The organism is Sandaracinus amylolyticus, from assembly GCF_000737325.1.
Classification (GTDB): Bacteria; Myxococcota_A; Polyangia; order Polyangiales; family Sandaracinaceae; genus Sandaracinus; species Sandaracinus amylolyticus.
The window spans coordinates 4,979,676-5,006,340 of record NZ_CP011125.1 but is presented as its reverse complement, the minus strand read 5'-3'; the positions used below and the strand labels follow the sequence as shown (position 1 = coordinate 5,006,340).

Annotated in this window: 16 protein-coding genes; 5 read left to right on the top strand and 11 right to left on the bottom strand. The window is 71.6% G+C overall.

The window, feature by feature from the left end; translation table 11 throughout:
• Position 1: 1 nt before the first annotated feature.
• On the bottom strand, positions 2-976 hold the full coding sequence (locus tag DB32_RS21245) for a tetratricopeptide repeat protein (RefSeq protein WP_169791507.1): 975 nt from the start codon (positions 974-976) through the stop codon (positions 2-4).
• Positions 977-1,071: 95 nt separating this feature from the next.
• Here DB32_RS21245 and uvrA point away from each other — a divergent pair, with 95 nt between their 5' ends.
• Complete coding sequence (gene uvrA / locus DB32_RS21240; protein ID WP_053234475.1) at positions 1,072-6,525, top strand: excinuclease ABC subunit UvrA; 5,454 nt, start codon at positions 1,072-1,074, stop codon at positions 6,523-6,525.
• A 27-nt stretch (positions 6,526-6,552) separates the two neighbouring features.
• Here uvrA and DB32_RS21235 read toward each other — a convergent pair whose 3' ends face one another.
• The 5 genes from DB32_RS21235 to DB32_RS21215 form a co-directional block, all read right to left on the bottom strand.
• Positions 6,553-7,608: a hypothetical protein gene (locus DB32_RS21235; protein WP_053234474.1), complete on the bottom strand. Its 1,056-nt coding sequence runs from the start codon at positions 7,606-7,608 to the stop codon at positions 6,553-6,555.
• A gap of 73 nt (positions 7,609-7,681) precedes the next feature.
• A complete protein-coding gene (locus tag DB32_RS21230) occupies positions 7,682-8,359 on the bottom strand; it encodes a CoA transferase subunit B (protein WP_053238892.1) in 678 nt (225 codons plus the stop codon).
• A 5-nt stretch (positions 8,360-8,364) separates the two neighbouring features.
• A complete protein-coding gene (locus tag DB32_RS21225) occupies positions 8,365-9,081 on the bottom strand; it encodes a CoA transferase subunit A (protein WP_053234473.1) in 717 nt (238 codons plus the stop codon).
• A 938-nt stretch (positions 9,082-10,019) separates the two neighbouring features.
• Complete coding sequence (locus tag DB32_RS21220) at positions 10,020-11,054, bottom strand: glycosyltransferase family 2 protein (protein WP_053234472.1); 1,035 nt, start codon at positions 11,052-11,054, stop codon at positions 10,020-10,022.
• Entirely contained in the window at positions 11,054-17,761 is a 6,708-nt protein-coding gene (locus tag DB32_RS21215) for a type I polyketide synthase (protein WP_083458533.1), read from the bottom strand. Before DB32_RS21215 ends, DB32_RS21220 begins: the two co-directional genes overlap by 1 nt.
• 349 nt (positions 17,762-18,110) lie before the next feature.
• Between DB32_RS21215 and DB32_RS21210 the strand changes: the two genes are divergently transcribed.
• From DB32_RS21210 to DB32_RS21200, 3 genes are read left to right on the top strand one after another with little or no spacing between them, the layout of a single operon-like run.
• Positions 18,111-18,566 carry a (2Fe-2S)-binding protein gene (locus DB32_RS21210; protein ID WP_053234471.1) on the top strand — a complete coding sequence of 152 codons (456 nt, stop codon included), beginning with the start codon at positions 18,111-18,113 and terminating at the stop codon, positions 18,564-18,566.
• Positions 18,563-19,129, top strand: coding sequence for a nucleotidyltransferase family protein (locus tag DB32_RS21205; protein ID WP_053234470.1), 567 nt, complete (start codon positions 18,563-18,565; stop codon positions 19,127-19,129). Before DB32_RS21210 ends, DB32_RS21205 begins: the two co-directional genes overlap by 4 nt.
• Positions 19,126-20,397 carry a glycosyltransferase family 4 protein gene (locus tag DB32_RS21200; protein WP_075097578.1) on the top strand — a complete coding sequence of 424 codons (1,272 nt, stop codon included), beginning with the start codon at positions 19,126-19,128 and terminating at the stop codon, positions 20,395-20,397. The genes DB32_RS21205 and DB32_RS21200 overlap by 4 nt, the downstream gene beginning before the upstream one ends.
• Before the next feature lie 369 nt (positions 20,398-20,766).
• Here DB32_RS21200 and DB32_RS21195 read toward each other — a convergent pair whose 3' ends face one another.
• Positions 20,767-21,927 carry an MFS transporter gene (locus DB32_RS21195; protein WP_053234469.1) on the bottom strand — a complete coding sequence of 387 codons (1,161 nt, stop codon included), beginning with the start codon at positions 21,925-21,927 and terminating at the stop codon, positions 20,767-20,769.
• 127 nt (positions 21,928-22,054) lie between these two features.
• On the opposite strand from DB32_RS21195, the gene DB32_RS21190 reads away from it, so the two are divergent.
• Positions 22,055-22,708 (top strand): hypothetical protein, encoded by a 654-nt coding sequence (locus tag DB32_RS21190; protein WP_053234468.1) that lies wholly within the window; start codon positions 22,055-22,057, stop codon positions 22,706-22,708.
• 5 nt (positions 22,709-22,713) lie between these two features.
• Here the strand turns inward: DB32_RS21190 and DB32_RS21185 are convergent, their stop codons facing one another.
• From DB32_RS21185 to DB32_RS21170, 4 genes are all read right to left on the bottom strand, one after another.
• Positions 22,714-23,589, bottom strand: coding sequence for a polysaccharide deacetylase family protein (locus DB32_RS21185; protein ID WP_053234467.1), 876 nt, complete (start codon positions 23,587-23,589; stop codon positions 22,714-22,716).
• The gene (locus DB32_RS21180) at positions 23,586-25,220 is read right to left on the bottom strand and encodes an amino acid adenylation domain-containing protein (RefSeq protein WP_053234466.1); all 1,635 of its coding nucleotides are present in this window, start codon (positions 25,218-25,220) and stop codon (positions 23,586-23,588) included. The genes DB32_RS21185 and DB32_RS21180 overlap by 4 nt, the downstream gene beginning before the upstream one ends.
• A 98-nt stretch (positions 25,221-25,318) precedes the next feature.
• Positions 25,319-25,579, bottom strand: a complete 261-nt coding sequence (locus DB32_RS21175; protein WP_053234465.1) for a hypothetical protein — start codon at positions 25,577-25,579, stop codon at positions 25,319-25,321.
• Between the two features lie 137 nt (positions 25,580-25,716).
• A complete protein-coding gene (locus DB32_RS21170; RefSeq protein ID WP_053234464.1) occupies positions 25,717-26,616 on the bottom strand; it encodes a diiron oxygenase in 900 nt (299 codons plus the stop codon).
• Between the last annotated feature and the right edge of the window lie 49 nt (positions 26,617-26,665).

Genomic DNA, 26,665 nt, shown 5'->3' with positions numbered 1-26,665 from the left:
GCTACGGATTCCGTAGCGCTCGGAGCGCCTCGGTGGCGCGCGGGCTCCCGGGCCTGCGGCGGAGCGCGTCCTCGAGCGCCCGGCGCGCCTCGTCGTCGCGGCCCGCAGCAGCGAGCGCCTGGCCGAGGACGATCGCGGGCTCGGCGTCGTCGTCCGCCGCGAGCGCCAGCGCTTCGCGCGCGGCCGTGATCCCGCCCTCGCGGTCGCCCGCCTCGAGGCGTGCACGTGCGAGCTCCAGGCGCACCTCCCCGCTCGTCGGGAGCTGACGCGCGACGCTCTCGAGCGTGCGCGCCGCAGATGCCGCGTCGCCGGCAGCGAGCCGCGCGCCCGCGACGTCGCGCAGCGCCTCGAGATCGCCGGGACGGCGCGCGACGACGGCCTCGAAGAGCGTGACCGCTTCGCTCGCGCGGCCCTGTGCGAGCGCGACCGTCGCGAGCTCCGCGAGGACGTCGGTGTCCTGCGGCATCGCACGCCGCGCGGCCTCGAGCGCACGCCGCGCGCCACCGAGGTCGTCGCGCACGATCGCGAGCGCTGCGAGACGTCGCAGCGCGCTCGCCGCGGCGTCGTCCTGGAGACCGGCCTCGCGCGTGACCCCGTCGATCGCCGCGCCGTGTTCCTCTGCGATGGCGGCCGCCCACCAGCGCATCGCGCTCGCGCGCCGTCGCACCGCGGGATCCTGGGGATCCGTCGCGAGCCACGTCTCGAGGACGCGTCGCGCCTCGGCCGCGTCGCGCTGCATCGCGGCCGTCGGTGCCGCCGCGCGCGCGTCCACCCGATCGGGCAGGAGCAGCTCGGCGAGCCGGAGCGGTGCGCGCGCATCACTCGGAGCGGTCGCGATCGCGCGCCGCAGCGGCGCCAACGCGCGCGGAGCTCGCCCCGCCGCCGCTGCGCGCTCCGCCTGCGCCAGCAGCGCGTCCACGCGCGCCGTGCGGGCCCGCTCGCGCGCGGTCTGGGCGGCCGCGGGAGCGCTGGACACCCCCAGCAACATCCCTAGAACTAGCGCCCCCGCCCGGAGCGCCGCTCCGGCCCACCGTCGGCTCAGAGCCACGCGAAACGAGATAGCAGTCACCGATGCGCTCGACACGTCTCCGCGGCGCTCGCACCCACAACCTGCGCGCGATCGATCTCGACCTCGAGCCCGGCACGCTGGTCGCCATCGCGGGCCCGTCCGGCGCGGGCAAGTCGTCGCTCGCGTTCGGCACGCTCTACGCCGAGGGCCAGCGCCGCTACGTCGAGAGCTTCAGCGCGTACGCGCGACAGTTCCTCGAGCGGCTCGCGCGCCCGCCGGTGGATCGCCTCGAGCCGGTCGCTGCGGGCATCGCCGTCGATCGCCAGGCGCCGGTGCGCACCAGCCGCTCGACCGTCGGCACGATGACCGAGGTCGCCGACTACGCGAAGAGCCTCTGGGCGCGCGCCGCGCAGCTCCACTGCCGACAGTGCGGCGAGCGCGTCACGCGCGACGAGCCCGAAGCGATCGCGGACGCGCTGCTCGCGTCGCACGCGGGTGCGAAGCTGCTCGTGACGTACCCGGTGCCGGTGCGCGACGCCGAGGGCTTCCTCGGCGTGCGCGAGATGCTCGCGGGCGCGGGCTATCGTCGCGTGCTCATCGACGGCGCGGTGCGCGACCTCGACGAGGTGCGCCCGAGCGACGTGCTCGGCGACGACGTGATCGCGGCCACGCCGAAGAAGAAGGTCGCGAAGAAGAAGGCGACCAAGAAGAAGGCCGCCGCGCCCGAGCCGGAGCCCGCGCTGCGCACCGTGGAGGTCGTCGCGGATCGCACGGTGCTGCGCGACGAGGAGCGCGGGCGCATCGTCGAGGCGCTCGAGGCCGCGATGACGCGCGGTCATGGTCGCGCCGCGGCGGTGATCGGGAGCGAGGTGCACCGCTACTCGCGCGCGCTGCACTGCGCGCGCTGCGACATCGCGTACCGCGACGCGACCCCCGGGCTCTTCTCGTTCAACAGCGCGGTCGGCGCGTGCGAGTCGTGCCGCGGCTTCGGCCGCGTGATCGGCGTCGACTGGGCGAAGGTGCTGCCGGATCCCAAGAAGACGCTCGGCGGCGGCGCCATCGCCCCGTGGGGCGGCAAGTCGACGGCGTGGGAGCGACGCGCCCTCGCGAAGCACGCGGCCGCGGCCGGCGTGCCCCTCGACGTGCCGATCGCGCAGCTCTCCGAAGCACAGCGCCACTGGCTCATGGAGGGCGACGCGCTCGGCTGGCCGCGCGGCTGGTTCGGCCTGCGCGGCTGGTTCGGATGGCTCGAGTCGCGCGCGTACAAGATGCACGTGCGCGTGCTGCTCTCGCGCTATCGCAGCTACGAGGACTGCACCGCGTGCAACGGCGCGCGCCTGAAGCCCGACGCGCTGCTCTGGAAGATCGACGGGCGCTCGATCGCAGAGCTCTTCGCGATGCCCGCGTCGGACGCGCGCGTGTTCCTCGATCGCGTCGAGCCCGTGATCGAGACCGACGCTGCGACGCTCCTGCTGCTGCGCGAGTGCCGCGATCGACTGCGCACGCTCGAGGACGTCGGGCTCGGGTACCTCCAGCTCGATCGCGCGTCGCGCACGCTCAGCGGCGGCGAGTCGCAGCGCGTGTCGCTGACGAGCGCGCTCTCGGCGTCGCTCACCGGCGCGATGTTCGTGCTCGACGAGCCCACGGTCGGGCTGCATCCGAGCGACGTCCGCAAGCTCTCGCGCGTCGTCGAGCGGCTGGCGGAGGACGACAACCTCGTGCTCGTGGTCGAGCACGATCCCGACGTGATCCGCGCGGCGGATCGCGTCATCGAGCTCGGTCCCGGCGCCGGTGAGCACGGCGGCGGCATCGTGTTCGACGGAACGCCCGACGTGCTCGCGAAGGGCGACACCGCGACCGCGCACGCGCTCCGCGAGGACGCGCGTGTGGTGCGCGAGCGACGGATCACGCCGAGCTGGCTCGTGCTGCGCGGCGCGCGCGGTCACAACCTCCAGCACGTCGAGCTGCGCATCCCGATCGGCGCGATGACGTGCGTCACCGGGCCGAGCGGATCCGGCAAGAGCAGCCTCGTGCTCGAGACGCTCGTGCCCGCGGTGCAGCGCGCGCTCGGTGTGCCCGGTGTGCACCAGCCGCTCGACCACGACGCGCTCGAGGGCGCGGCGCTGGTGTCGAGCGTCGTGCACGTCGATCAGTCGCCGCTCGGTCGCACGTCGCGCGGCAACGCGGCGACGTACCTCGGCGCGTGGGACGTGATCCGGAAGCGCTTCGCGCGCGAGCCGCTCGCGAAGGAGCGCGGCTACACCGACGGGTTCTTCTCGTTCAACGTCGAGGGCGGGCGCTGCGAGACGTGTCGCGGCGACGGCGCCGAGACCGTCGAGATGCAGTTCCTCGCGGACGTGACGTTCTCGTGCCCCGACTGCAGCGGGCGGCGCTTCGTGGGCCCGGTGCTCGACGTCGTGCATCGCGGCATGACCGTCGCGGACGTGCTCGAGCTCACCGCGAACGAAGCGGCGGAGCGCTTCGCGGGCGATGCGTCGGTGTGCGAGCGGCTGCGTCCGATCATCGACGTCGGGCTCGGATATCTGAAGCTCGGTCAGTCGCTCAACACGCTGAGCGGGGGCGAGGCGCAGCGCTTGAAGCTCGCGCTCGCGCTCGCGGAGACGCCGCCCGGCGCGCTCGTGGTGCTCGACGAGCCGACCGCGGGCCTGCACGCGAAGGACGTCGAGCCGCTGATGCAGGTGCTCGATCGTCTCGTCGCGCGCGGCGACACGGTCGTGATCGTCGAGCACGACATGCGCGTCGCGGCGCGCGCCGATCGTGTGATCGACCTGGGACCCGGCGCGGGCAACGAGGGCGGTCGTGTCGTCGCGGCGGGCACGCCCGAGGAGGTCGCGGCCGTCGAGGGATCGCGCACCGCGGAGTTCCTCGCGCGCGCGCTCGGGCGCGGCGAGGTGGAGACGCCGACGAGCACGCGCACGAGCAGGAGCACGAGCACGGGCTCGGACGCGCGCGTCATCGAGGTGGTGAACGCGCACGAGCACAACCTGCGCAACGTCTCGGTGCGCTTCCCGCGTGAGAAGCTCGTCGCGGTCACCGGGCCGAGCGGCTCGGGCAAGTCGACGCTCGCGTTCGACGTGGTGTTCGCTGAGGGGCAGCGACGGTATCTCGAGACGCTCTCGCCCTACGCGCGCCAGTATCTGCCGCAGCTGCCGCGGCCCGCGGTCGATCGCGTCGTCGGCGTGCCGCCGACGGTCTCGGTCGAGCAGCGCATCACGCGCGGCGGCGCGAACTCGACGGTCGCGACGGTCACCGAGGTCGCGCACTACCTGCGCCTGCTCTGGGCGCGCGCCGGTCTGCTCCACTGCACCGAGTGCGAGGTGCCGATCGCGGCGCGCGCGCCCGGGCTGCTCACCGAGGACGTGCTCGCGCGCTTCGGCACGAAGGCCGAGATCACCGTCCTCGCGCCCGTCGTGCGCGGCCGCAAGGGCCATCACCGCGAGCTGCTCGGCCAGATGCGCGACAAGGGCTTCACCGAGGCGCGCATCGACGGAGTCGTGCGCAAGCTCGAGCCCGGTCTCTCGCTCGCACGCTTCGTCGAGCACGACGTCGACGTCGTCGTCGATCGCGCTCGCGGCGATCGCGCGAAGCTCGAGGCCGCGCTGCGTCGCGCGGCCGAGCTCGGCGAAGGGAGCGTGCGCGTGCTCGCCGCGGGCGAGGACCTCCTGCTCTCGACGAAGCGCGCGTGTCCGAGCTGCGGCAAGGGCTACCCCGAGCTCGACCCGCGCTTCTTCTCGTTCAACACGCGCCAGGGCCAGTGCGAGGGCTGCGAGGGCAAGGGCTTCCACCTCCGCACCATCGGCAAGGGCAAGACGCTCCGCGAGGTGCGCGAGGCGTGCGAGGACTGCGGCGGCACGCGCCTCTCGAAGCTCGCGCGCTCGGTCACGATCGACGATCGACCGATCACCGCGCTGCTCTCGCAGAGCGTCGAAGCGGCGCGCCGCGAGCTCTCCAGGATGACGCTGAAGGGCCGCGAGAAGGAGATCGGCGAGCCCTGTCTCCACGAGTCCGAGGCGCGCCTCCGCTTCCTCGAGGAAGTCGGCCTCGGCTACCTCGGACTGGATCGCCCGGCGGACACGCTGAGCGGCGGCGAGACCCAGCGCGTCCGCCTCGCGGCGCAGCTCGGCAGCGGGCTCACCGGGCTCCTCTACGTGCTCGACGAGCCGACGATCGGCCTCCATCCGCGCGACACCGGCAAGCTCGTCGGCGCGCTGCGCGCGCTCGTCGACAAGGGCAACAGCGTGATCGTCGTCGAGCACGACACCGACGTGATCCGCGCCGCCGAGCACGTCGTCGACGTCGGTCCCGGCGGCGGCAAGCGCGGCGGGCGCGTGCTCGCGGAGGGCGCGCCCGCGGTGCTCGAGACGGTGCGCGAGTCGATCACCGGCGCGTCGATCGCGCGCGCCGCGCACATCCCGAGCGAGCGCCGTGATTGTGCGAAGGCACCGCGGCTCGAGCTCGAGGGCGCGCGCGGACACAACCTGAAGAGCGTCGACGTTTCGATCCCGCTCGGTCGGCTCGTCGTCGTCACCGGCGTGAGCGGCTCGGGCAAGAGCACGCTCGTGCGGCGCGTGCTGCTGCCCGCGGTGCGCGACGGGCTCGGCCTCGTCAACGACGAGCCGGGGCTGCCCTTCGCGAAGCTGCGCGGCCACGACGCGCTCCAGCGCGCGACGATGGTCGATCAGAGCCCGATCGGCCGCACCCCGCGCTCGGTGCCCGCGACCTACGTCGGCGTGTGGGACGAGATCCGTCGCCTGCTCGCGCAGACGCCCGAGGCGCGCGCGCGCGGATGGGACGCGTCGCGCTTCTCGTTCAACGTCTCGCACGGCGGTCGGTGCCCGACGTGCGACGGCAACGGCTCGCTCACCGTCGAGATGGCGTTCCTGCCCGACGTGTACCTGCCGTGCGACGGATGTCGCGGCATGCGCTTCACCCAGGAGACGCTCGACGCGCGGCTCCACGATCGCAGCGCCGGCGAGCTGCTCAAGATGGAGATCGAAGAGGCGGCGAAGGTGCTCTCCGCGGTGCCGAAGGTCGCGCGACCGCTCGAGCTGCTCACCGAGCTCGGCCTCGGCTACCTCGAGCTCGGTCAGGCGTCGAACACGCTGAGCGGCGGCGAGGCGCAGCGCCTGAAGCTGGTCGCGGAGCTCGGCACCGCGGCGCAGGGCAAGACGCTCTACGTGCTCGACGAGCCCACCACGGGCCTGCATCGCGACGACGTCGGTCGGCTGATCGGCGTGCTCGGCAAGTTCGTCGAGCGCGGCGACACCGTGGTCGTGATCGAGCACCACCCCGACGTGATCCTCCAGGCCGACTGGGTGATCGATCTCGGCCCCGAAGGAGGGCAGGGCGGCGGCACGATCGTCGTGCAGGGCACGCCCGAAGAGGTCGCTGCGTGCGAGCGCAGCCACACCGGCCGCGCGCTGCGCGACGAGTACGCGCGCGCCGGCATCGAGCTCGGCGCGAAGAAGAAGCCCCCGAAGCGCAAGGCGAGCTGATCGGCGTCACCGCGCGCGCTGCGCCGCTCAGAACGGCACGTCGATCGGCGGCAACACCGGGGGCTCGCACTCGGGATCCATCGACGCGATGTACGCCGCGCAGCGCCCCTCGAGGCACAAGCAGCGCCCGCCGCAGTCGAGCGTGCCCTCGCGGCACTCGAGCGTGCACGCCTCGCCCTGGCACGACGGCGCGTCGCTCGCCGCGCCGCACGCGCTCGCGTGGCAGCACGCGACGGGCGCGCAGTCGGCGTCGCTCTCGCACGCGACGTCGCTCGGCTCGACGCGCGCGCCGTCGCATCCCGCGCTCACCACCACCGGCAGCGTCGCGCTCGCGCTCCCTGCGCGCACCGTGAGCGCGGTCTGTCCGCTCGCGACGCCCTCGAGCTGCACGAGCGGCCCGTCCGCGACCTCACCGCTGCAGACGCCGCTCGCGGGGCTCACGCTCGCCACGCGTGTGTCCGCGATGCGCGCGCTCGGCGCGCCGCTCGCGAGCAGCCGTGCGCCGTCGGGCCCGATCGCCACGAGCGAGACCCGCATCGCTTGCCCGGCGCGCAGCGCGATCGACTGCATGCGCCCGTCGATCGCACCGGGCATCACGTCGGGCGCGTCGGTCGTGCTCAGCGCCGACACGACGTTCACCTCGATCGCGTCCTCGACGCGCACCGGGACCGTGCCGATCACGTCCTCGCCATCGGCGACCTCGATCGCCGTCTCGCCGACGCGCAGCGCGCGCATCACGACGCGCGGCCTCGTCGTCTCCTCGCCGCCGCACGTGACCGCCGCCGCGTGCATCCGGAAGCAGCTGGCACCTTCGCCGACGCCGCAGCAGAGGCGCACCGGCTCGACCCACGCGCTCATCGTCGCGCCGTCGATCGCGCGCGCCTCGATGCCGTCGAGCTCCACCGTCGTCACGACGTCCGCGACGAGCTCGGCGCCCACGAGCACCGGCGTGTCGAGCGCGCACCCGGTCGCGCACGCAGCGCCGTCGCGCACCACCAGCGAGGCCTCGGCGTCACCGCCGAGCGGCTCGCGCGACGTGCACCCGAACAGAACCGCGACGAGCAGAGCGACGCAGACCCGCATGCGCGAGCGCGCTGCAACGCACGAGCCGCTCTGGTCGTGCGTGGCAGCGCGCCGCGCAGCGGCCGGGGAGAGATCAGAGCGAGGGCAGCTTCATGATCGCGAGGTCGGGCGCCGCGACCAGCTTGGCCTCGGTCTTCTCCTGCACCTCGCGCGCGCTGACGCCGGGCGCGAGCTCGATGAGCTGCAGCCCGCTGGGCGTCACGTCGATCACCGCGAGGTCCGTGATGATGCGGTGCACGACCTTCTTGCCCGTCAGCGGAAGCCGGCACTTCGTGAGGATCTTCGGCGCATCGCCGCCGTCTCCGGAACGACGTGCCACGTGCTCCATCACCACCACGACGCGCTTCGCGCCCGCGACGAGATCCATCGCGCCGCCCATCCCCTTCACCATCTTGCCGGGGATCATCCAGTTCGCGAGGTCGCCTTCCTCGCTCACCTCCATCGCGCCGAGGATCGCGAGGTCGATGTGCCCGCCGCGGATCATCGCGAAGCTCTCCGCGCTGTCGAAGAGCGACGCGCCGGGGATCATCGTGACGGTCTGCTTGCCGGCGTTGATGAGGTCGGGATCTTCCTCGCCCTCGTAGGGGAACGGGCCGACGCCGAGGATGCCGTTCTCGCTCTGCAGCATCACCTCGACGCCCGGCGGGATGTAGTTCGCCACGAGCGTCGGGATGCCGATGCCGAGGTTCACGAAGAAGCCGTCGCGGAGCTCCTGCGCCGCGCGCATCGCGAGCTGATCACGATTGAGCATCTGGATCACGCTCCCTTCTTCTGCGCGCCGCTCTTCGGCTGCACGGTGCGGCGCTCGATGCGCTTCTCGTGCGCGCCCGCGACGACGCGATGCACGTAGACGCCGGGGGTGTCGATCTCGTGCGGCGCGATCGCGCCGACCTCGACGATCTCCTCGACCTCGGCGATCGTGATTCGACCCGCCATCGCGGCGAGCGGGTTGAAGTTCTTCGCGGCGAGCCGGTACACGAGGTTGCCGTAGCGGTCGGCCTTCCACGCCTTCACGATCGCGAAGTCGGTCGTGATGCCGCGCTCGAGCACGTAGTGCTTGCCGTCGAACTCGCGCGTCTCCTTGCCCTCGGCGACGAGCGTGCCGTAGCCGGTCGGCGTGTAGAACGCGGGGATGCCCGCGCCGCCGGCGCGCAGGCGCTCGGCGAGCGTGCCCTGCGGCGTGAGCTCGACCTCGAGCTCGCCGCTGAGGTACTGGCGCTCGAACTCCTTGTTCTCGCCGACGTAGCTCGAGATCATCTTCTTGATCTGCTTGTTCTGCAGAAGGATCCCGAGGCCGAAGTCGTCGACGCCGCAGTTGTTCGAGACGAAGGTCAGGTTCTTCACCCCGCGCTCGCGCAGGGCCGCGATGCAGAGCTCGGGGATGCCGCAGAGACCGAAGCCACCGGCGGCGATGGCCGCGCCGTCAGGGATGTCGCGCACCGCGGCGAGGGCGCTCTCGTAGACCTTGTCCATACGGGGCTGGGTCGTATCAGACCTCGCGTCGGGGTGGCAACGCGAACGGGAGCGCTTCGGTGCGGGCGCGTGGCAGCTCCCTCGCTAGTCCTCGCGAGCTGCCGATCACGAGCCGGTGAGACGTCGGGAGGCGGAGTGTCCGCGTCGCACGCGAAGCGTGCGTCGCGGACCATGCACGCTCGGTGTTGCGTCGTGCGGCCTCGCTGCGGGATCGCTCGGGAGCGATGCCACGCGCCCTGCTGCACGGCTTCGGCACGGATGGGCGAGACGCAGCGGTCTGGGCTCTGGGTGGGCTGGCGGAACGCGCGATCCCGCGGAGCGGGATCGCACGTTCCGGGATCGGCGCCGCGCTTCGCGCGAGCGTGCCGAAGGGAACGGCGCCGCGCTTCGCGCGAGCGTGCCGAGGGAACGGCGCCGCGCTTCGCGCGAGCGTGCCGACGGGAACGGCGGCGCACGGGAAGGTGCCGTGGGGCATCGCCGGCGCGGCAGAGGGGTACGGGACGGTGCCGTGGGGCATTGCCGGCGAGGCAGAGGGGTACGGGAACGTGCCGTGGGGCGTTGCCGGCGAGGCAGAGGGGTACGGGAACGTGCCGTGGGGCATTGCCGGCGAGGCAGAGGGGTACGCGAAGGTGCCGTCGGGCGTTGCCGACCGCGCATTGGCGGACAGAGCTTCGTGCGCCGTCGCTTGCGAAGCTCTCGCTGGTGCGCCGGACTGTCCGGCGCGGCATTTCTGCGGTGCGCTGGTGCGCCGGATGGTTCGGCGCGGCATTTCTGCGGTGCGCTGGTGCGCCGGACGGTCCGGCGCGGCGTTTCCGCGGCGCGCTGGTGCGCCGGATGGTTCGGCGCGGCATTTCTGCGGTGCGCTGGTGCGCCGGATGGTTCGGCGCGGCGCTTCCGTGCTGCGATTGGCGCGCCGGAAGGTTCGGCGCGCCAGCGCGCTACGCGACCTTCACGCCGCCGTCGTTGTCCGCGCCCGTCGAGCCCGTCGACTTCGCCGCCTCGGGCTTCTCGGGCGCCGGCTTCACCGGGACCGGCAGGCCGAAGTTGTATCGCAGGAAGTCGCGGAAGAAGCCGTGCGGGTTCGGGTCCTTCTTCTGCTGGATGCGCGCGCGCACCTTGTACACGCCGTGCGTCGCCGCGAACACGACGTCCGCCGCGCGCCGGTACGCCGCGCCGTGGTTCTTCGTGAAGTAGTGCTTGCGCGAGTCGAACCAGTAGGTCGGCACCCGACGCCACTGCTTCATGCCGGTCGACGCGCTGCCCACGTGCGCGACCTTGCTCTCGACGACGTACCACGTCGGCCAGCCCGCCAGCTTCGCGCGCCGGCACAGGTCGGTCTCCTCGAAGTACAGGAAGAACGTCTCGTCGAAGAGCCCGACCTCACGCAGCACCTCGGCGCGCATCATCATGCTCGCGCCCGCGAGCCAGTCGACCTCGCGCGTGTGGCTCGGCATCGGATCGATCGCGACGCGATGCGCGTCGAGCAGCTTCGACACCACGCCGAGCGCGAGCCCGCTCTCGAGCTCGCTCCACAGGCTGGGGAAGCGGAACGCGGTGTGGTGCGGCACGCCGTCGGTGCCGTGGATGTAGCTGCCCGCGATGCCGACGTGCGGGTGCGTCTCGAGGAAGTCGACGAGCACCTCGACCGCGTCGGCGGCGGGGAACGCGTCGCTGTTGAGGATGTAGACGAGCTCCGGCGGATCTTCGCTCGCGAGCGCGCGACGGATCGCGAAGTTGTTGCCCGCGCCGAAGCCGCCGTTGCGATCGCTCGCGAGCACCTGCACGCGCTCGGGCGCGTACCGACCCTCGCGCACGCCCGCGCGGAGCTTGTCGTAGCTGCCGTCCTGCGAGTCGTTGTCGACGATGTCGATGCGCGCGTCCGGGATGTTCTCGATGGCGCGATAGGCGCTCTTCAGCGCCTTCAGCGTCATGTCCGGCGTGCGGTAGTTGAGGAGGACGACGAGGAGCTTCATCACTCCTCCGCGCCCGCGGCCGCGTCGGCCAGCGCCGGCTGTTCGAGCGCCTCGCGCATCGCGATGCGCGCCGGGCTCGGACGCGTGCCCGATGCGTCGTCGCGATGCGTCTCGCCGTTCGCGCGGCCGCTCGTGAGGCGCGGCGTGCGCTCGACCGCCTCGATGCACTTGCGCAGGCGGCGCGCGAGCACGCGCACGTTCGGCTCGAGCACCATCGAGTCGTGATCGCCGGGCACCTCGTGGATCTCGAGCTGCGAGACCCACGGCGTCCAGCCGTTGTCGGCGAGGATGTAGTGGCGGTCCTTGTCGACCATCACGCCGTCGCCGAGCACCCACTGCGGGTGCGGCGCCGGGCGGAAGAGCGTCACCTTGCCGGTGTACTGCCGCATCACGTAGCGCGGCAGCGCATCGCGGAACGCCTGCCCGATGATCTCGCTGCGGAACTCGTCGGAGCGCGTGTCGCCCTCGGGCTCCTCGAAGCGCTTGCGCAGCTTCGTCGCTTCCCACTCGAGGCGCCGCTGCGCCCACTCCGCGACGTACGCGGGGCCCTTCTGCTTGAGCTCGACGAGCTGGATCGCGGCGCGGTCCTTCGCCGAGAGCGGCGAGCGGAGCGGCAGCGGCGTGTCGAGCAGCAAGAGGAGCGAGACCTCCTCGCCCGCCTTGCGGAGCTGGTGCGCCATCTCGTACGCGGTGATGCCGCCGCCCGAGAAGCCGCCGATCATGTACGGCCCGTGCGGCTGCACCGTGCGCATCTCGGTGAGGTACGCGTGGGCCATCTCCTCGAACGTCTCGTGCGGCTTGCTGTCGCCGTAGAGGCCGAGCGCCTGGAGGCCGTAGAAGCGGCGATCGGTGCCGATGAGGTGCGCGAGGTGGCGCAGGTTCAGCACGTTGCCGAACATGCCGGCGACGATGAAGAACGGCGTCTTCGTCTTGTCCTCGTCGCGCCCTCCGGGGTGCATCGCGACGAGGTGCGTGTAGCGCGTCTTCGGCTTCTCCTCGCGCGGCGCGGACACGCCGCCCGGCGTGGTGGTGCTCGCCTCGGGCGTGCTCGGCGCGACGCGCTCGCGGATGCGGTCCGCGATGCGCTCGATCGACGGCGCCTCGAAGAGCACCGAGATCGGGAAGTCGACGCTGAACGTCTTCTTGATCTTCGCGAAGAGGCGCACCGCGATCAGCGAGTGCCCGCCGAGATCGAAGAAGCTGTCGCGCACGCCGACCATCTCGACGCCGAGCAGATCCTGGAAGTAGCCGACGAGCGTGCGCTCGATGTCGTCGCGCGCCTCGACGTACTCGGTGTCGAGGTTGGGGCGCGCGAACTTGGTCCCGCCGCTCTCCGCCTTCGTCTCGGTCGCGGCGAGGTCCGCCTGCTTCACGAGCTTCTCGAGGTGCATCGACGAGACGACGACGCGCGGCTGCGAGAGGCCCTCCATCACGCGCTCGAACGCGGCCGCGCCCTCGTGCGGGAGGATGCCGCGCTCGAGGTTGCGCGCGAGCTGCTGCTCCGCGGGCGAGAGCTCGCGATCCGCCCCCTTCTCGAGCTCGACCTCGCTCGGCGAGGGACGCGCCGCGAGCGCGAACTCGCCGGTGCCCGTCGTGCGCTTGATCGAGAAGCCCTTCACCTCGACGAGCGTGTTGCCCTGCGGGTCGCAGAGGACGACGTCGAAGCTCGCGAGGTCCGCGCCCGGCTTGCCCTCGCCCGTGTAGCGCACCCAGCTCCGGATGCGCGACCCGAGCGGCGCGTGGACCTTCACGCTCTCGTACGAGAGCGGGACCCAGAGCGTCTTCGCGTCGTAGCCGGGGATGAGATCCATCGCGTAGCCGGTCGCGAGATCGAGCAGCGCCGGGTGCAGCTGGTACTCGCCGACCTCGGCCTCGAAGCGCGGATCGAGCGCGAGGTCGGCGATCGCCTCGCCGCGTCCCCAGCGCACCTCGTGCAGGACGCGCCAGCGCGGCCCGAAGCGCAGAAACTGCTCCTGCGGCGTCTTGATGCCCGCGATGTCCGCCTGGCGGCGCAGATCACAGCGCGCCTCGATGGACTCGACGGGCACCTTGCGCGGCTCGCTCAGCTGCGCGAGCGAGAGGCTCGCCTGCGCGTGCAGCTCCCAGCCGACCCTGCCGTCGAGCTCGATGCGGCTGCGCACCTCCATCGTGTACCCGGCCTGCGTCGGCTCGAGGCGCACGCGCACTTCCTTCGCCTCGTCCTCGCCGACCGCGAGCGGACGGATGAAGAAGAGATCCTGGATCTCGAACGCGCTCATGCCTCCGGTCGGCGCAGCGCCGAGCGCCGCGAGCGCCTCGCGCGCGAGCTCGAGGTAGCCGGTGCCGGGGATGAGCGCGTGGCCCGCGGCCGTGCGGTGCTCGTCCAGGAACCAGCACGTCGCGTGGTGCCATCGCGCGACCAGCGTCTCGCGGCGCGTCGCGCCGCTCTCGCGCGCGATCGCGTCGAGCATCGGCTGCCCCGCCTCGCCCACGATCTCGATCGACGAGCCGCGCGACTTCGAGGTCATCGCCTCGTGCGCCATGCCGACGTCGTTCCAGATGCCCCACGCGATCGCGGTCGCGGGCAGCCCGCGCTCGCGACGGCTCTGCGCGAAGGCGTTGAGGAACGCGTTCGCCGCGACGTAGTCCACCTGGCCCGCCGCGCCGATCACGCTCGACGTCGACGAGAAGAGCACGAAGAAGTCGAGCGGCCTGCCCGACAGCACGCGATCGAGGACGAGCGTGCCGTGGATCTTCGGCGTGAAGACGTCCTCGCACTCGCCCTGCGTCTTCTGCGAGATCAGCGCGTCGCGCACGACGCCCGCGGTGTGCAGCACGCCGTCGATGCGACCGAACTTCTGCTCGGCGCGGCGCACCACGTCGCGCATCTCGCTCTCGATCGTCACGTCGGCCGCCGCGACCATCACCTCGGCGCCGATGCGCTCGAGCGCGCGCACCTTCTGGATGCGCTGGCTCGTCTTGTCCTCGGGGCCGAACGCGCGGAGGTGCGCGTCCCACTGCTCGCGCTCCGGCAGCTCGGTGCGGCCGACGAGGATCAGCTTCGCGCGGCGCGTCGACGCGAGGTGCTCCGCGAAGAGCAGACCCAGCCCGCCGAGGCCGCCCGTGATCAGCACGACCGCGCCGTCCTTCACGCGCGCGTGCTGCGCGGACGTCGTGCGCTCGATCGCGGGCAGCTTCTGCTGCTCGACCGCCTCCTCGAAGCGCACCGCGCCGCGCAGCGCGATCACCGCGTTGCGCGCGGGCGCGAGCACCTCGGCCTCGAGCCGCTTCGCGAGGTCGTCGAGCTCCTCCTGCGCCGCCTTGCGACCGGCGAAGGGATCGATGAGCGCGTTGAACAGGTTGCCGCCGAAGAGCCTCGCGCTCGTCTCGGGCAGGCGCAGATCGATCGCGCTGCACGTCACGCCCGGCATCTCGCGCGGGATGACCTTCACCGGGCCGAGCAGCGTCGACTTCTCGGGGTAGGGCAGCGCCTCGTGCTCCACCTGCGCGAGCCCGTTGCCGACGATCGTGATGTGGATCGGCGTGGCGAGCGCCTCTTCCTGCATCGCCTGCGCGAGGAAGAGCAGCGAGTAGAAGCCGCGCTCCTGGTTGCGATGGAAGAAGCTCGAGCCCGGGCGGAACGACTCGTCCGCGGTGACCATCCACAGGTGCGCGATGCGCGACGGCGCGTGCCCGCTCTTGATCAGGTCCTGGAGCAGCGCGACGTAGCCCTCGCGCCCGCGCTCGGGCGCGATCGCGTACTCGGTGTCGCTGCGACGCACGTACGCATCGCCCTCCCACACCGAGATCACGGTGTGCCCGTGCGACGCGAGCCGCTCGCGCAGCCGCTTGCCGAGCCCTGCCGAGTCCATGAAGACCAGCCACGTCTGCGGCTTCGTCGACTCCGGCGGCTGGACGAGCGAGGGACGCCACACCGGGCGCCAGCCCCACTCGCTCACGTCCTCGAGCTTCGGCAGGTCGCGCACGTCCTCCTCGAGGACCTGCACCTTGCCGGGCTGGATGAAGAAGTACTGGCGCTGGAACGCGTAGGTCGGCAGCGGCACGCGCTTGCGCGTCTCGCCCGCCCAGAGGCGATCCCAGTCGAACGTCCCGCCCGCGGCCCACACGCGGCCGAGCTGCGTGAGGAAGTACGCCGCGTCGTCGACGACCTCGTCCTTGTGGCGCAGCGAGACGAGCGCGTGCGTCTGCGGACCGCCGGACGGATGCTGCTTCGCGAGCGAGCTCAGCGTGCGGCCGGGGCCGACCTCGATGACGACGCGATCCTTCGTCTCGAACAGCGTCGCGAGGCACTTCGAGAAGTCGACCGAGCCGCGCAGGTGCGAGACCCAGTACTCGGGATCGGTCGCCTGCGCGTCGGTGATCCAGGTGCCGGTGCGGTTCGAGAGGAACGGCGTCTTCGGCTTGCTGAGCTTGATCGACTTCAGGTACGCGCGGAACTCGCCGAGGATCGGCTCGAGCATGCGCGAGTGCGCCGCGACCGGGATCGCGAGGCGCTTGTGCTCGATCTCGCGCTCCGCGAGCTGCGCCTCGAGCGCCTCGATCGCCGCGACCGGGCCCGACACGACCGTCACGTCGGGCACGTTGATCACCGCGATGTCCACCGCGCCGCCGACGATCGGCTCGAGGTCCTCGCGGCGCATCGCGACGCTCGTCATCGCGCCGCCGGGCACCTTCGCGAAGAGCTTGCCGCGCAGCGTGACGAGGCCGAGGCAGTCCTCGAAGCTCATCACGCCCGCGAGGCACGCCGCGGTGTTCTCGCCGAGCGAGTGACCGAGCAGCGCCGCGGGCTCCACGCCCCAGCTCTTCCAGAGCTGCGCGAGCGCGTGCTCCACGATGAAGATCGCCGGCAGCTGGTGCGGCATCGGCTCGAGCTCGGCGTTGGCCTTCTCGAGCTCCTCGGGCTTGCAGAAGAGGAGCGGGCGCAGATCGATCCCGTGCTTGCTCTTCAGCAGGTCGAGCCCGCGATCGACGTGCTGCTTGAACACCGGCTCGGCGTGGTAGAGGTCCGCGCCCATGCGCGCGTACTGCGCGCCGCCGCCTGGAAGCAGGAACACGATCGACGGCTTGTCCGCCTTGGTGTCGCCGAACACGCGCCGCGCGTCGCTCTCGCGCAGCAGCTTCGCGGCCTCGGCGTGATCGCGCGCGACCACGACGCGGCGCTTGTCGAACTCGCGGCGACCGACGTGCAGCGTCCACGCGATGTCCGCGAGCTTCGTCTGCGGCTCCTTCTCCGAGGAACCGCATGCTTCGAGGTACGCGGCGAGCCGCTTCGCGTTGTCGTCGAGCGCCGCGTTGTTGCGCCCGCTGATCGTCAGCAGCTGCCACGGGCGCTTCGCGTCGCTCGACGCCTTCTGCTCCGGCGCTTCCTCGAGCACCGCGTGCGCGTTCGTGCCGCCGACGCCGAGCGAGTTGACCGCCGCGCGCCGCGGGTGATCGCCGCGCTTCCACTCGGTCAGTCGATCGTTCACGACGAACGGGCTCGTCGCGAAGTCGATCGTCGGGTTCGGCTTCTCGTAGTTGAGGCTCGGCGGCATCTGCCGGTGGTAGAGCGCGAGCGACGCCTTGATCAGGCTCGCGACACCGGCCGCGTTGTCGAGGTGCCCGATGTTCGACTTCACCGAGCCGATGCGGCAGTACCCGACGCGCTTGGTCTCCTTGCGGAACGCCTGCGTCAGCGCGGCGATCTCGATCGGATCACCGAGGTACGTGCCCGTGCCGTGGGTCTCGATGTAGTCGATCGTGTCGGGCGAGACGCCGCTCAGGCCGTACGCCTCGACCATGCAGCGCGCCTGTCCGTCGACGCTCGGCGCGAGGTAGTTGACCTTCGTCGAGCCGTCGTTGTTGACCGCGGTGCCCTTGATGACCGCGTAGATGTGATCGCCGTCCGCGAGCGCGTCGTCGAGACGGCGCAGCACCACGATGCCGGTGCCGCTGCCGAACACGGTGCCCTGCGCGCGATGATCGAACGCGTGGCAGTGCCCGTCGGGCGAGAGCACCTCGCCCTCGTGATACAGGTAGCCGCGCCGATGCGGCATCTCGACGGTGACACCGCCGGCGAGCGCCATGTCGACCTCGCGGGCGAGGAGCGACTGCACCGCGAGGTGCACCGCGGTGAGCGACGACGAGCACGCCGTCTGCACCGCGATGCTCGGCCCGTGGAGGTTCAGCAGATACGAGACGCGCGTCGGGAGGAAGTCCTTGTCGTTCCCGGTGTGGCGCAGCAGGAAGAGCCCGACGTCGCGCGTCAGCTCGGGGTTCGTGCAGAGGTTGAACGCGAAGTAGAAGCCGGGGCCGCACCCGCTCCACACGCCGACGGGACCGTCGAACTTCTCGGGCGGATGGCCCGCGTTCTCCATCGCCTCCCAGGCCGCCTCGAGGAACTGGCGGTGCTGGGGATCCATGATCGCCGACTCCTTCGGGCTGAACCCGAAGAACTCGCCGTCGAACATCTCCATGTCGTCGAGCGGCGCGCCCGCCCGCACGTAGTTCTTCTTGCGCAGGTTCTCGGGGGACTCGCCCGCCGCGAGCAGCTCTTCGTCGGTGTAGCGACGGACCGACTCGACGCCGTTCTTCAGGTTCCGCCAGTACTCGTCGACGCTGCGCGCACCGGGCACGCGCGCCGCCATGCCGACGATCGCGATCGCGTTCCCGTCGACCTCGCCCTCGTCGTCGACGTTCTGGTCCTCGATGGAAGTCTGGTCCGACATCGTCTCGGTCTCGTCCGTCAATCGCGAAAACTGTGGCTGGCTCGCGGGCTGAAGCCGCGAACGTGCGAGGCCCCCGCCTCACGCGGCGAGCGCCAAGGTGCCCCGCCCCGCTGCGTTTCGCAATCGGTCGAATGAGTGCGCCCGCACTGTGAGCGCAGCACGCGACACGGTTCCCCCGACCCTCCGAGCGCTCCTCGGCGAATCGCGCGACATCCCCGCGCGCACCGCCCTCACACGAGGATTCATCGACACCCCGTGACGGGCTCGCAACGTCGGCGAATCGCGCTTGCTCGCATCGGATGGGGCTGGCTTGCGGTCCGCGCGAGGGGAACGTATGCGATGGGCTCGGATGCTGCGGCTGCGAGTGAACGGCGAGGACCTCGAGGTCGACGCGCCGGACGACATGCCGCTCCTCTGGGTGCTGCGCGACGTGCTCGCGCTCACCGGTACGAAGTACGGCTGCGGGATCGCGCAGTGCGGCGCGTGCACCGTGCACGTCGACGGCGAGGCGGTGCGCTCGTGCGTGACGCCGGTCTCCTCGGTCGCAGGTCGCGCGGTGACGACGATCGAAGGGCTCTCGCCCGATCGATCGCACCCGGTGCAGCGCGCGTGGATCGCGGAGGACGTTCCGCAGTGCGGCTACTGCCAGTCCGGCCAGATCATGGGCGCGGCGGCGCTCCTCGCGCGCAACCCACGGCCCGACGGCGCCGCGATCGACGAGGCGATGCGCGGCCACCTGTGTCGCTGCGGCACGTACGCGCGCATCCGTCGTGCGATCGCGCGCGCGGCAGGAGAGGACGCGTGAGCGACGTCGCGGGCATCGTGCTCGCCGCCGGACGCAGCGCGCGCGCCGGGCGGGTCAAGGCGCTCGACACGCTCGACGGCGAGACGTGGATCGCGCGCGCCGTGCGCGCCCAGCGCGACGCGGGCGTCGAGCGCGTGCTCGTCGTGCTCGGCGAGCCCCACGCCGCGCGCATCGCGCGCGCACTGCCCGAGGGCGTGCGGTGGGTCCGCAATCCCGCGCCCGCGCGCGGCATGCTCTCCTCGCTGCAGGTCGCGCTCGCCGCGAGCGATGCCGAGCGCGTGGTCGTGTCGCTGATCGATCATCCGCGCGTCCGCGCGTCGACGGTGCGCGGGCTGATCGCCGCGCTCGACGCGGGCGCGCTCGTCGCGCGTCCCCGCTTCGGAGGACGTCGCGGCCATCCGTACGCGATCGCGGGCGACGCGATTCGCGCGCTGCGCGAGGCCCCGCTCGATCGCAGCGCGCGCGACGTGTTACTCGGGATCGTCCCCGCGCTCGACGTCGAGGTCGACGACCCCGGCGTGCTCGACGACCTCGATCATCTCGGCCGGAGCTCCCTCGGATGAAGATCGCCTACCTCATCAACCAGTACCCCGCGATCAGCCACACCTTCGTGCGCCGCGAGATCCAGGCGCTCGAGCAGCTCGGTGTCGACGTCGTGCGCTTCAGCGTGCGCCGCCACCCCGCGGGCCTGAAGGACCCCGAGGACCAGAAGGAGCTCGAGAAGACGCACGTGCTGCTCGAGCACGGCGCGCGCGGCCTCGCGGAGGCGCTCGCGCGGTGGTCGCTCACGCGTCCCGTGCAGCTCGCGAAGGCGGCGAAGCGCGCGACCGAGCTCGGCCTCAACAGCGATCGCGGCGTGCTCTATCACGGCGCGTACCTCGCCGAGGCGTGCGTGCTCGTCGAGCAGCTCGAGAAGCACGGCGTGGAGCACGTGCACGCGCACTTCGGCACGAACTCCGCGACCGTCGCGATGCTCGCGCGCGAGCTCGGCGGCCCGCCGTTCTCGTTCACCGTCCACGGCCCCGAGGAGTTCGACAAGCCCGAGACCATCAAGCTCGGCGAGAAGATCCGCGCGTCGCGCTTCGTCGCCGCGATCTCGAGCTTCGGCCGCAGCCAGCTGTGGCGTCGCGTTCCCTCGACCGAGTGGAGCAAGGTGCACGTCGTGCGCTGCGGGCTCGACGCGAGCTTCCTCGCGAAGGAGCCGGCGCCGGTGCCCGACGTGCCGCGCGTCGTGTGCGTCGGTCGGCTGCACGAGCAGAAGGGCCAGGCGCTCCTGGTCGAGGCGGTCGCGCGCGTCGCGAAGTCGGGCACACCGATCGAGCTCGTGCTGGTCGGCGGCGGCGAGCTCGAGGAGGAGATCAAGGCCGCGGTCGCGCGTCACGGCATCGAGAAGAACGTGCGCTTCACCGGCTGGGCGAGCGGAGACGTGGTGCGCCGCGAGGTCGAGGGCGGCCGCGCGATGGTGCTGCCGAGCTTCGCGGAGGGACTGCCGGTCGTGATCATGGAGGCGCTCGCGCTCGGGCGTCCCGTGATCAGCACGTACGTCGCGGGCATCCCCGAGCTCGTCGCGCCCGGCGACTGCGGATGGCTCTGCGCGGCGGGCAGCGTCGAGCAGCTCGAGACCGCGCTGCGCGAGTGCCTCGCGACGCCGATCCCGCGGCTGAACGAGATGGCGGTCGAGGGGCGTCGTCGCGTGAGCGCGATGCACGACATCCGCGTGAGCGCGCAGCGGCTCAAGACGCTGTTCGAAGGCGGCGAGCTCGAGGACGACGGCGTCGCGCGCGAAGAGGGCTCGGGCGAGCGCGTCGTCCCGCCGCACGTCGCGGGCTGAGGCGCCGCAGCGAGCGCGCGGCGCGGCCTCGTCGGCCTGGCGCGGCTCGCCGAGCGCGCCGAGGCGGGCTCGCGGGCGTCTCGCGGCGTGTGGAGCGCGCCCACGCCGCGTCGACGGCCTTCGAAAGAGGCGCGAACCGCGCCGAGGCGGCCTCGGGGGGCTTGCGAGGTCTGCGAAGCGCGCCGAGGCGGCCTCGGCGGGCTTACGAGGTCTGCGGAGCGCGCCGAGGCGGCCTCGGCGGGCTTACGAGGTCTGCGGAGCGCGCCGAGGCGGCCTCGGCGGGCTTACGAGGTCTGCGAAGTGCGCCGAAGCGGCCTCGGCGGGGCCTACGAGGTTTGCGGAGCGCGCCGAGGCGGCCTCGGCGTCCGCTCACGCCGTCGTCGCGCGTCGCACGATCCACGGGCCGGCGCCGAGCGCGATCACGCCCGCCACGCCCGCGACCGCCGCTGCGACCAGGTACGCGTCGCCCTGCATGCGTTCGTACAGCGCGCCGGCGGCGGGCGTCGCGACGCCGTACGCGAGCCCGAGGATCGCGGTGTACATGCCCTGTCCGGTCCCGAGCCGCGTGATCGGCAGCGCGCGTCGCACGAAGTCCATCGCGCCGAGGTGCGTCGCGCCGAACGAGAGCGCGTGCAGCAACTGCGCGACCGCGATCCGCGCGAGGTCGTCGGCGCGCGCGAGCAGCACCCAGCGCAGCGCCGCCGCGAGCGCGCCCGCGATCCACATCGGCGCGGGGCCGACGCGCGCGACGAGCGGCGGCGCGAGCGCGAAGAGCACGATCTCCGCGACGACCCCTTCGGCCCAGAGCGCGCCAATCGTCGTCTCGTCGAGCCCGAGCGCGCTCCACCGCAGGCTCCCGAACCCGTAGTAGACCGAGTGCGTCGCCTGGATCGCGCCCGCGAGCACCATGCCCGCCACGAGCGCGCCCCACGCGACCCCGCGCGGCGTCGTCGCCGATGCGTCGTCGCTCGCGCTCGGCACGCGCGCGTCCGCGCGCTTCGGCATCTGCTGCGACGCGACGAGGCACGCGAGCGTTCCGCTCGCCATGAGCCACGGCACGACCGCGGCCCCGACGTGCTCGACGAGCCACCCCGCGCCCGCCGACGCGACGATGAACGCGAGCGAGCCCCAGAGCCGCACGGGCCCGTAGCGCGCGTTGCCCGCGGCCGCGTGCGCCTGCGTGATGCTCTCGGCGAGCGGCAGGAGCGCGGAGTGCGCGCCGAACGTGATCACGCCGAGCACCGCGAGCGCGGGCACGCCCGACGCGAACGAGAACGCGACGAACCCGAGCACCGCGATCACCGCGAGCACGGCCATCGGCGGCCGCGCCGCGCCGACGCGATCCGAGATGCGCCCGGCGAGCGGCGAGCTCGCGATCGAAACCCAGTAGCCGAGCCCGATCAGGACGCCGATCCAGTCCGCGGGCACGTCGCGCGACGCGAGCCAGAGCGCCCAGAACGGAAGGTGGATCCCGGTGCAGGTGAAGTGCGCGACGTAGTACGCCGAGAGGCGTGCAGGGACGTGGCGCATGCGGCCCGAAGGGGTAGCACGCGCGCTCCGCGCGAGGCCGAGATCGCCGAGGATGCGAGAACGCACGCGCGGCGTCGGGGGCGTTCGCCAACCAGAGGCCGTAGGAGTCACGCGCGGGAGGTGCTCGATGCTCTGGTGGATCCTCGGTGGAGTGGTGGTGATCGTCGCGCTCGTCGGTGGGCTCCTCTTCGCGGCGGACGCGAGCGCGAAGCGCGCGGCGCGCGAGGCCGAGCTCGCGAAGGGCAGCGCGGTCGGCACGTGGACGGTCTTCTACGACGTCCCGGGGCGCCGCATCGGCCTCTCGGCGACGTTCGGCGAGCGCGACCTGCTTCGCTACCTGCTCCTGCGCGCGCACGATCTGTTCGAGTACAACCAGGGCCTCGAGAACGAGCGGCGCGCGCTGGGTGACGCGCTCCTCGCCGCGTCGCGCGGCGCTCCGAGCGAGCCGTGGACGCTGCTCTACCCGGTGCCCGAGAGCGAGTGCTTCCACGCGAGCCAGCGCCCGGACGCGAAGCTGTTCAAGTACTTCGACGGGACGCTCTTCGAGCGCGCGATCACGCAGCCGCGCTTCCTCGGCGGCGACTCGATCGCGAAGCAGAAGGGCCTGGTCGGCGAGTGCGTCGCGATCGCGGCGCACCTGAGCCGCGACCCCGCGCGCTCGGCGCAGGTGGCGCGCGCGATCGAACGCCTCGTGCAGCGCGAGCTCGCGGAAGGAACGTCCTCGCCGGGCGCGAAGTTCTGGGACCGCCCGAACGACGCGCTCCGCGACGCGGGCGCGTGAGGCGATCACGCGGCCTCGGTCGAGATCTCCTTCCGCACTCGCTGGAGCCGCCAGAGGTTCCGGTCGACGACGCGCCACGGGTCCATCGCCCCGAGCGCGAGCAGTCGGAACATCCAGAGCGCCTCGCCGCCCTCGACCTTCACGCGCGGGAGCGACACGAGCGCGTCCTCGCGACCCGGCGCCGGGCGGATCGCGCCGTGCTGTGAGTTGAACGCGATCTCGAACCCCGCATCGCGCAGCGCGCGATCGGTCGCGTCGCTGAAGTCGCCGTGCGTGCCGAAGGGATACGCGAACGACTTCACGCTCTGGTCGAGCTCGCGCTCGAGCGTCTCCTTGCTCCGCCGGATCTGCGCGCGCGCATCGTCGATCGACATCTGTCCGAGCGACTTGTGCGCGTGCGAGTGGCTCCCGATCGTCATGCCCGCCTTCGCGCACGAGCGGATCTCGTCCCACGTCATGTAGCGCTCGGGCAGCCCGAGATAGCCCGCGCCGACGAGCTCCGTGCTGATGAACGCGACGCCCGGGATGCGGTGCTTCTGCATGATCGGGAGCGCGATCTCGAGCGTGCTGATGCACCCGTCGTCGATCGTCACGAGCACCGCGCCGTCGGGCAGCGCGCGTCGCCCGCGCACGAACTCGATGACGTCCTCCTGCGACACCGCGAGCCCTTCGCTCGCGAGCCACGCCATCTGCACCTCGAACTCCTCGGGCGCGACGCAGAAGGCCTCTTTCGGCTCGTGGCCGAAGCGGTGGTACGTCAGCGCGCGCACCCGCGGCCCCGGCGAGACCATCCGCTCCGCGCGGACGACGCCCGAGCCCCACGCGCCGAGCGCCACGCCGCCGCGCGCCGCCTTCTTCACGTACCAGCGCAGATCGCTCATCCCTGCGTCCCCTCCTGCAGCCAGCTGGTGAGCACCTTGCGATCGACCTTGCCGTTCGCGTTGAGCGGCCACTCGCGCACGAAGCGGATCTGCCGCGGCTGCATGTACGGAGGCAGTCGCTCGTTCGCCGCGGCGCGGATCGCGTCCGCGTCTCCACCGTCCTGGAGAGCACCGTCGAGGCCGACGAAACCGACGACGCCGTCCGCGCCGCTCGGGCTCTTCGGCCATCCGATCGCGATCGCGACATCACACTTCGCCACGTCGCGCAGCACCGCTTCGATCTCTCCGAGCTCGACGCGATACCCCTGGATCTTGATCTGGTTGTCGACGCGCCCGAGGTAGACCATCGGCGAGCCGTCCTTCGGCTTCCGGACGCGATCACCGGTTCGATAGAACACGCGCGTCTCGCCGGGCGGCACCACGAACGCCTTCGCGGTGCGCTCCTCGTCGCGGAAGTATCCGAGCGTCAGCTGCGAGCCCGTCATCAAGAGCTCGCCGGTCTCGCCGGGCGGAACCTCGCGCAGCTCCTCGTCGACGACCTTGATCTCCATGCCCGGATACGCGTCGCCGATGGGCACCACGCCGAGCTCGCACTCGCGCGGCGAGCTCTCGACGTCCCAACGGTACAGCGTGCACGCGATGGTGAGCTCGGTCGGACCGTAGAGGTTCTCGAGCACCGCGTTGGGCGCGGCCTTCGCGAACTGCTGCGTGACCTCGACGGGCAGCGCCTCTCCGCAGAAGAGCGCGTAGCGCATCCTCGGATAGGTGCCTTCCTTGAGCATGCGGAGCTTGTTCATGAGCACCGCGGTCGACGGCACGCTGAACCAGATCGTGATGTCGCTGCTCGTCGCGTACTTGCCGGGGAACGCCTTCTGCTGCGCGGTGGGGCAGCACACGCACGCGCCCGACCACCACGCCATGAAGAGGTCGAACACCGAGAGGTCGAACGTCAGATCGAACGTGTGCGAGAAGCGGTCCTCGGGCGTCGGGCGGTAGCGCTCGATCATCGAGTCGAGGAACGCGACGACGTTGCGGTGCGCGACCATCACGCCCTTCGGCACGCCCGTCGAGCCCGACGTGAAGAGCAGGTACGCGATGCCATTCTCGTCGACCTCGCGAGGCGACCAATCGCTCGCCGGCGCCAGGTCGTGTGCTCCGAGCACACGATGCGTCGGGTACTTCGCGCGCTCGGCCGCGACCTCGTCCTCGCTCGCGTCGGGCATCAGGATGACGAGCTCGCGCTCGATCCCGTGCAGCACCTCGCCGAGCGTCGCGCGCGCGTGCGCGTCGACGATCAGACAGCGCACCTGCGAGCGATCGAGCATCGCGCGCGTGCGATCCGGCGGGAACACCGGGTTGAGCGGCACGTACCCGTGACCGCGCAGCAGCGCGCCGAGGATCCCCGCGAACGTCGACACGTGACGGTGCCCGTAGATCGCGGTGAGCGCGTGCTCCTCCCGCACGCCGTGATCGCGCACCGCGCGATCGAGCGTCGCCGCGATGCGCGCCGCGCGATCACGGAGCTCGCGATACGTGATCGGCTGCCCGTCGACCGTCAGCGCGGGTCGATCGGGATGACGCTCCGCCGACGCCAGGAACCCGCTGCGCAGCGTGCGCGCTCGTTCGTGCATGGACCGCTAAATGGCAGTTCCGCGACCGCGTCGCAAGACCCTCGCCCGCAGGCGAGGAGGGCGATCACACGACGCTCGCGCGCTCCGCGCGACGCGCGTCAGGCGGACTTGCGGAGGGGCTCGAAGAAGCCCTTCCACAGCGTCTCGACGCTGGTGAACACCTCGGGCTCGATCGCGTCGGTGTCGACCTCTTCGCCGCGCAGCGACTCGATGTAGAGAACGAACTCCACGATGTCGAGCGAGCTCAGGATCCCCTGCTCCAGGATCGGAGTGTCGTCCTGCAGATCCCCACGCACGGCCACCTTCGAGTGGTCGAGGATCCAACGCTTGAGGTTCTTGCGGATCGTCGCTTCGTCCATCGTCGTCGTCCGAGAGATATCGCCCCGCACCGGGTGCCGTCAGCGCCCCATCGGGTGTCGGGAGCGCCAGACAGCCTAACAGTCTGGTCCCCTGCCGCGGCGCGCAAAATGGTGCGGTGTGCGCGGCCGCGCAGCGCTCAGAGCGCGGGCGCCTCCGTGAGCATCCCGTTGCGCAGGAAGTACGTGATGAGCTTCTTGCTCGCCTTCTCGCGGTGCTCGAGGCACTTCGGGTGCGCGAGCGCCATCTGCCGGACCTCGTACGGGTCACCGAGCCCGCTGTCTCGCGTGATCCCCGCGTCGCGGTACATCGACGGGTTGTAGAAGTCGGCCCACGAGCTCTTGAGGTACTGCGCGAGCCAGCTGCGGAAGCGCGTCAGCACCTCCGGCGGCCACGACGGCGAGTGCTTCTCCCACATCTCGCGCGCGAATTCGCGACCGAACCCGAGGTGACGCGCTTCGTCGCGGTGATGGACGAAGTTGATCTCCTGGATGAGCGAGTGGATGCGCTTGTCGCGCTGCATCACGACGTTGTAGTAGTCGCCCAATTCCTCGACGACCATCACCTTGCAGAAGAAGGTGACCTCCGCCTCGCCCTTCGCGTACTCGCGGGGAAGGGCGATCTTCTTCTCCGGATACACCTTGCCCAGGTACCGGTGGCAGAAGATGCCGAACATGATCATGTGCTTGTTCTCTTCGTCGATGAAGTGATGCAGGTACTCGGTGGCCTGCGGCGTCATCTTCGACGAGTAGAGAAGGTCGCTCATGCCCGCGACGAGCGGGCGCTCGCCCTGCAGCGTCAGCGAGAAGAAGTTGCCGATCTCGAAGAGGCTCAGCTTCTTCTGCTGCGCCTCGGTCATGCGCTCCCACAGCTCGGTCCCGTAGATCGAGATCAGCTCGGGGCTCATGTACCAGGCGTCGTCGGGCAGCGACTCCGGCCACTGGAAGTACGAGTACACGTCCCAGAAGCCCTTGCGCGATGCTTTCGTCAGCTGCTCTGCGAGCATCGAGGACTGGGGAACCGTGGTCGTCGTCTGCATGGTCGATGCTCCTGGGATCGTACGAGCGTCGTGAAAAGATCCTCGATGA

Coding starts and splice junctions, on each gene's coding strand:
- uvrA (WP_053234475.1), top strand. CDS start 1,072: ATGCGCTCGACACGTCTCCGCGGCGCTCGCACCCACAACCTGCGCGCG.
- DB32_RS21235 (WP_053234474.1), bottom strand. CDS start 7,608: ATGCGGGTCTGCGTCGCTCTGCTCGTCGCGGTTCTGTTCGGGTGCACG.
- DB32_RS21230 (WP_053238892.1), bottom strand. CDS start 8,359: ATGCTCAATCGTGATCAGCTCGCGATGCGCGCGGCGCAGGAGCTCCGC.
- DB32_RS21225 (WP_053234473.1), bottom strand. CDS start 9,081: ATGGACAAGGTCTACGAGAGCGCCCTCGCCGCGGTGCGCGACATCCCT.
- DB32_RS21220 (WP_053234472.1), bottom strand. CDS start 11,054: ATGAAGCTCCTCGTCGTCCTCCTCAACTACCGCACGCCGGACATGACG.
- DB32_RS21215 (WP_083458533.1), bottom strand. CDS start 17,761: ATGTCGGACCAGACTTCCATCGAGGACCAGAACGTCGACGACGAGGGC.
- DB32_RS21210 (WP_053234471.1), top strand. CDS start 18,111: ATGCTGCGGCTGCGAGTGAACGGCGAGGACCTCGAGGTCGACGCGCCG.
- DB32_RS21200 (WP_075097578.1), top strand. CDS start 19,126: ATGAAGATCGCCTACCTCATCAACCAGTACCCCGCGATCAGCCACACC.
- DB32_RS21195 (WP_053234469.1), bottom strand. CDS start 21,927: ATGCGCCACGTCCCTGCACGCCTCTCGGCGTACTACGTCGCGCACTTC.
- DB32_RS21190 (WP_053234468.1), top strand. CDS start 22,055: ATGCTCTGGTGGATCCTCGGTGGAGTGGTGGTGATCGTCGCGCTCGTC.
- DB32_RS21185 (WP_053234467.1), bottom strand. CDS start 23,589: ATGAGCGATCTGCGCTGGTACGTGAAGAAGGCGGCGCGCGGCGGCGTG.
- DB32_RS21180 (WP_053234466.1), bottom strand. CDS start 25,220: ATGCACGAACGAGCGCGCACGCTGCGCAGCGGGTTCCTGGCGTCGGCG.
- DB32_RS21175 (WP_053234465.1), bottom strand. CDS start 25,579: ATGGACGAAGCGACGATCCGCAAGAACCTCAAGCGTTGGATCCTCGAC.
- DB32_RS21170 (WP_053234464.1), bottom strand. CDS start 26,616: ATGCAGACGACGACCACGGTTCCCCAGTCCTCGATGCTCGCAGAGCAG.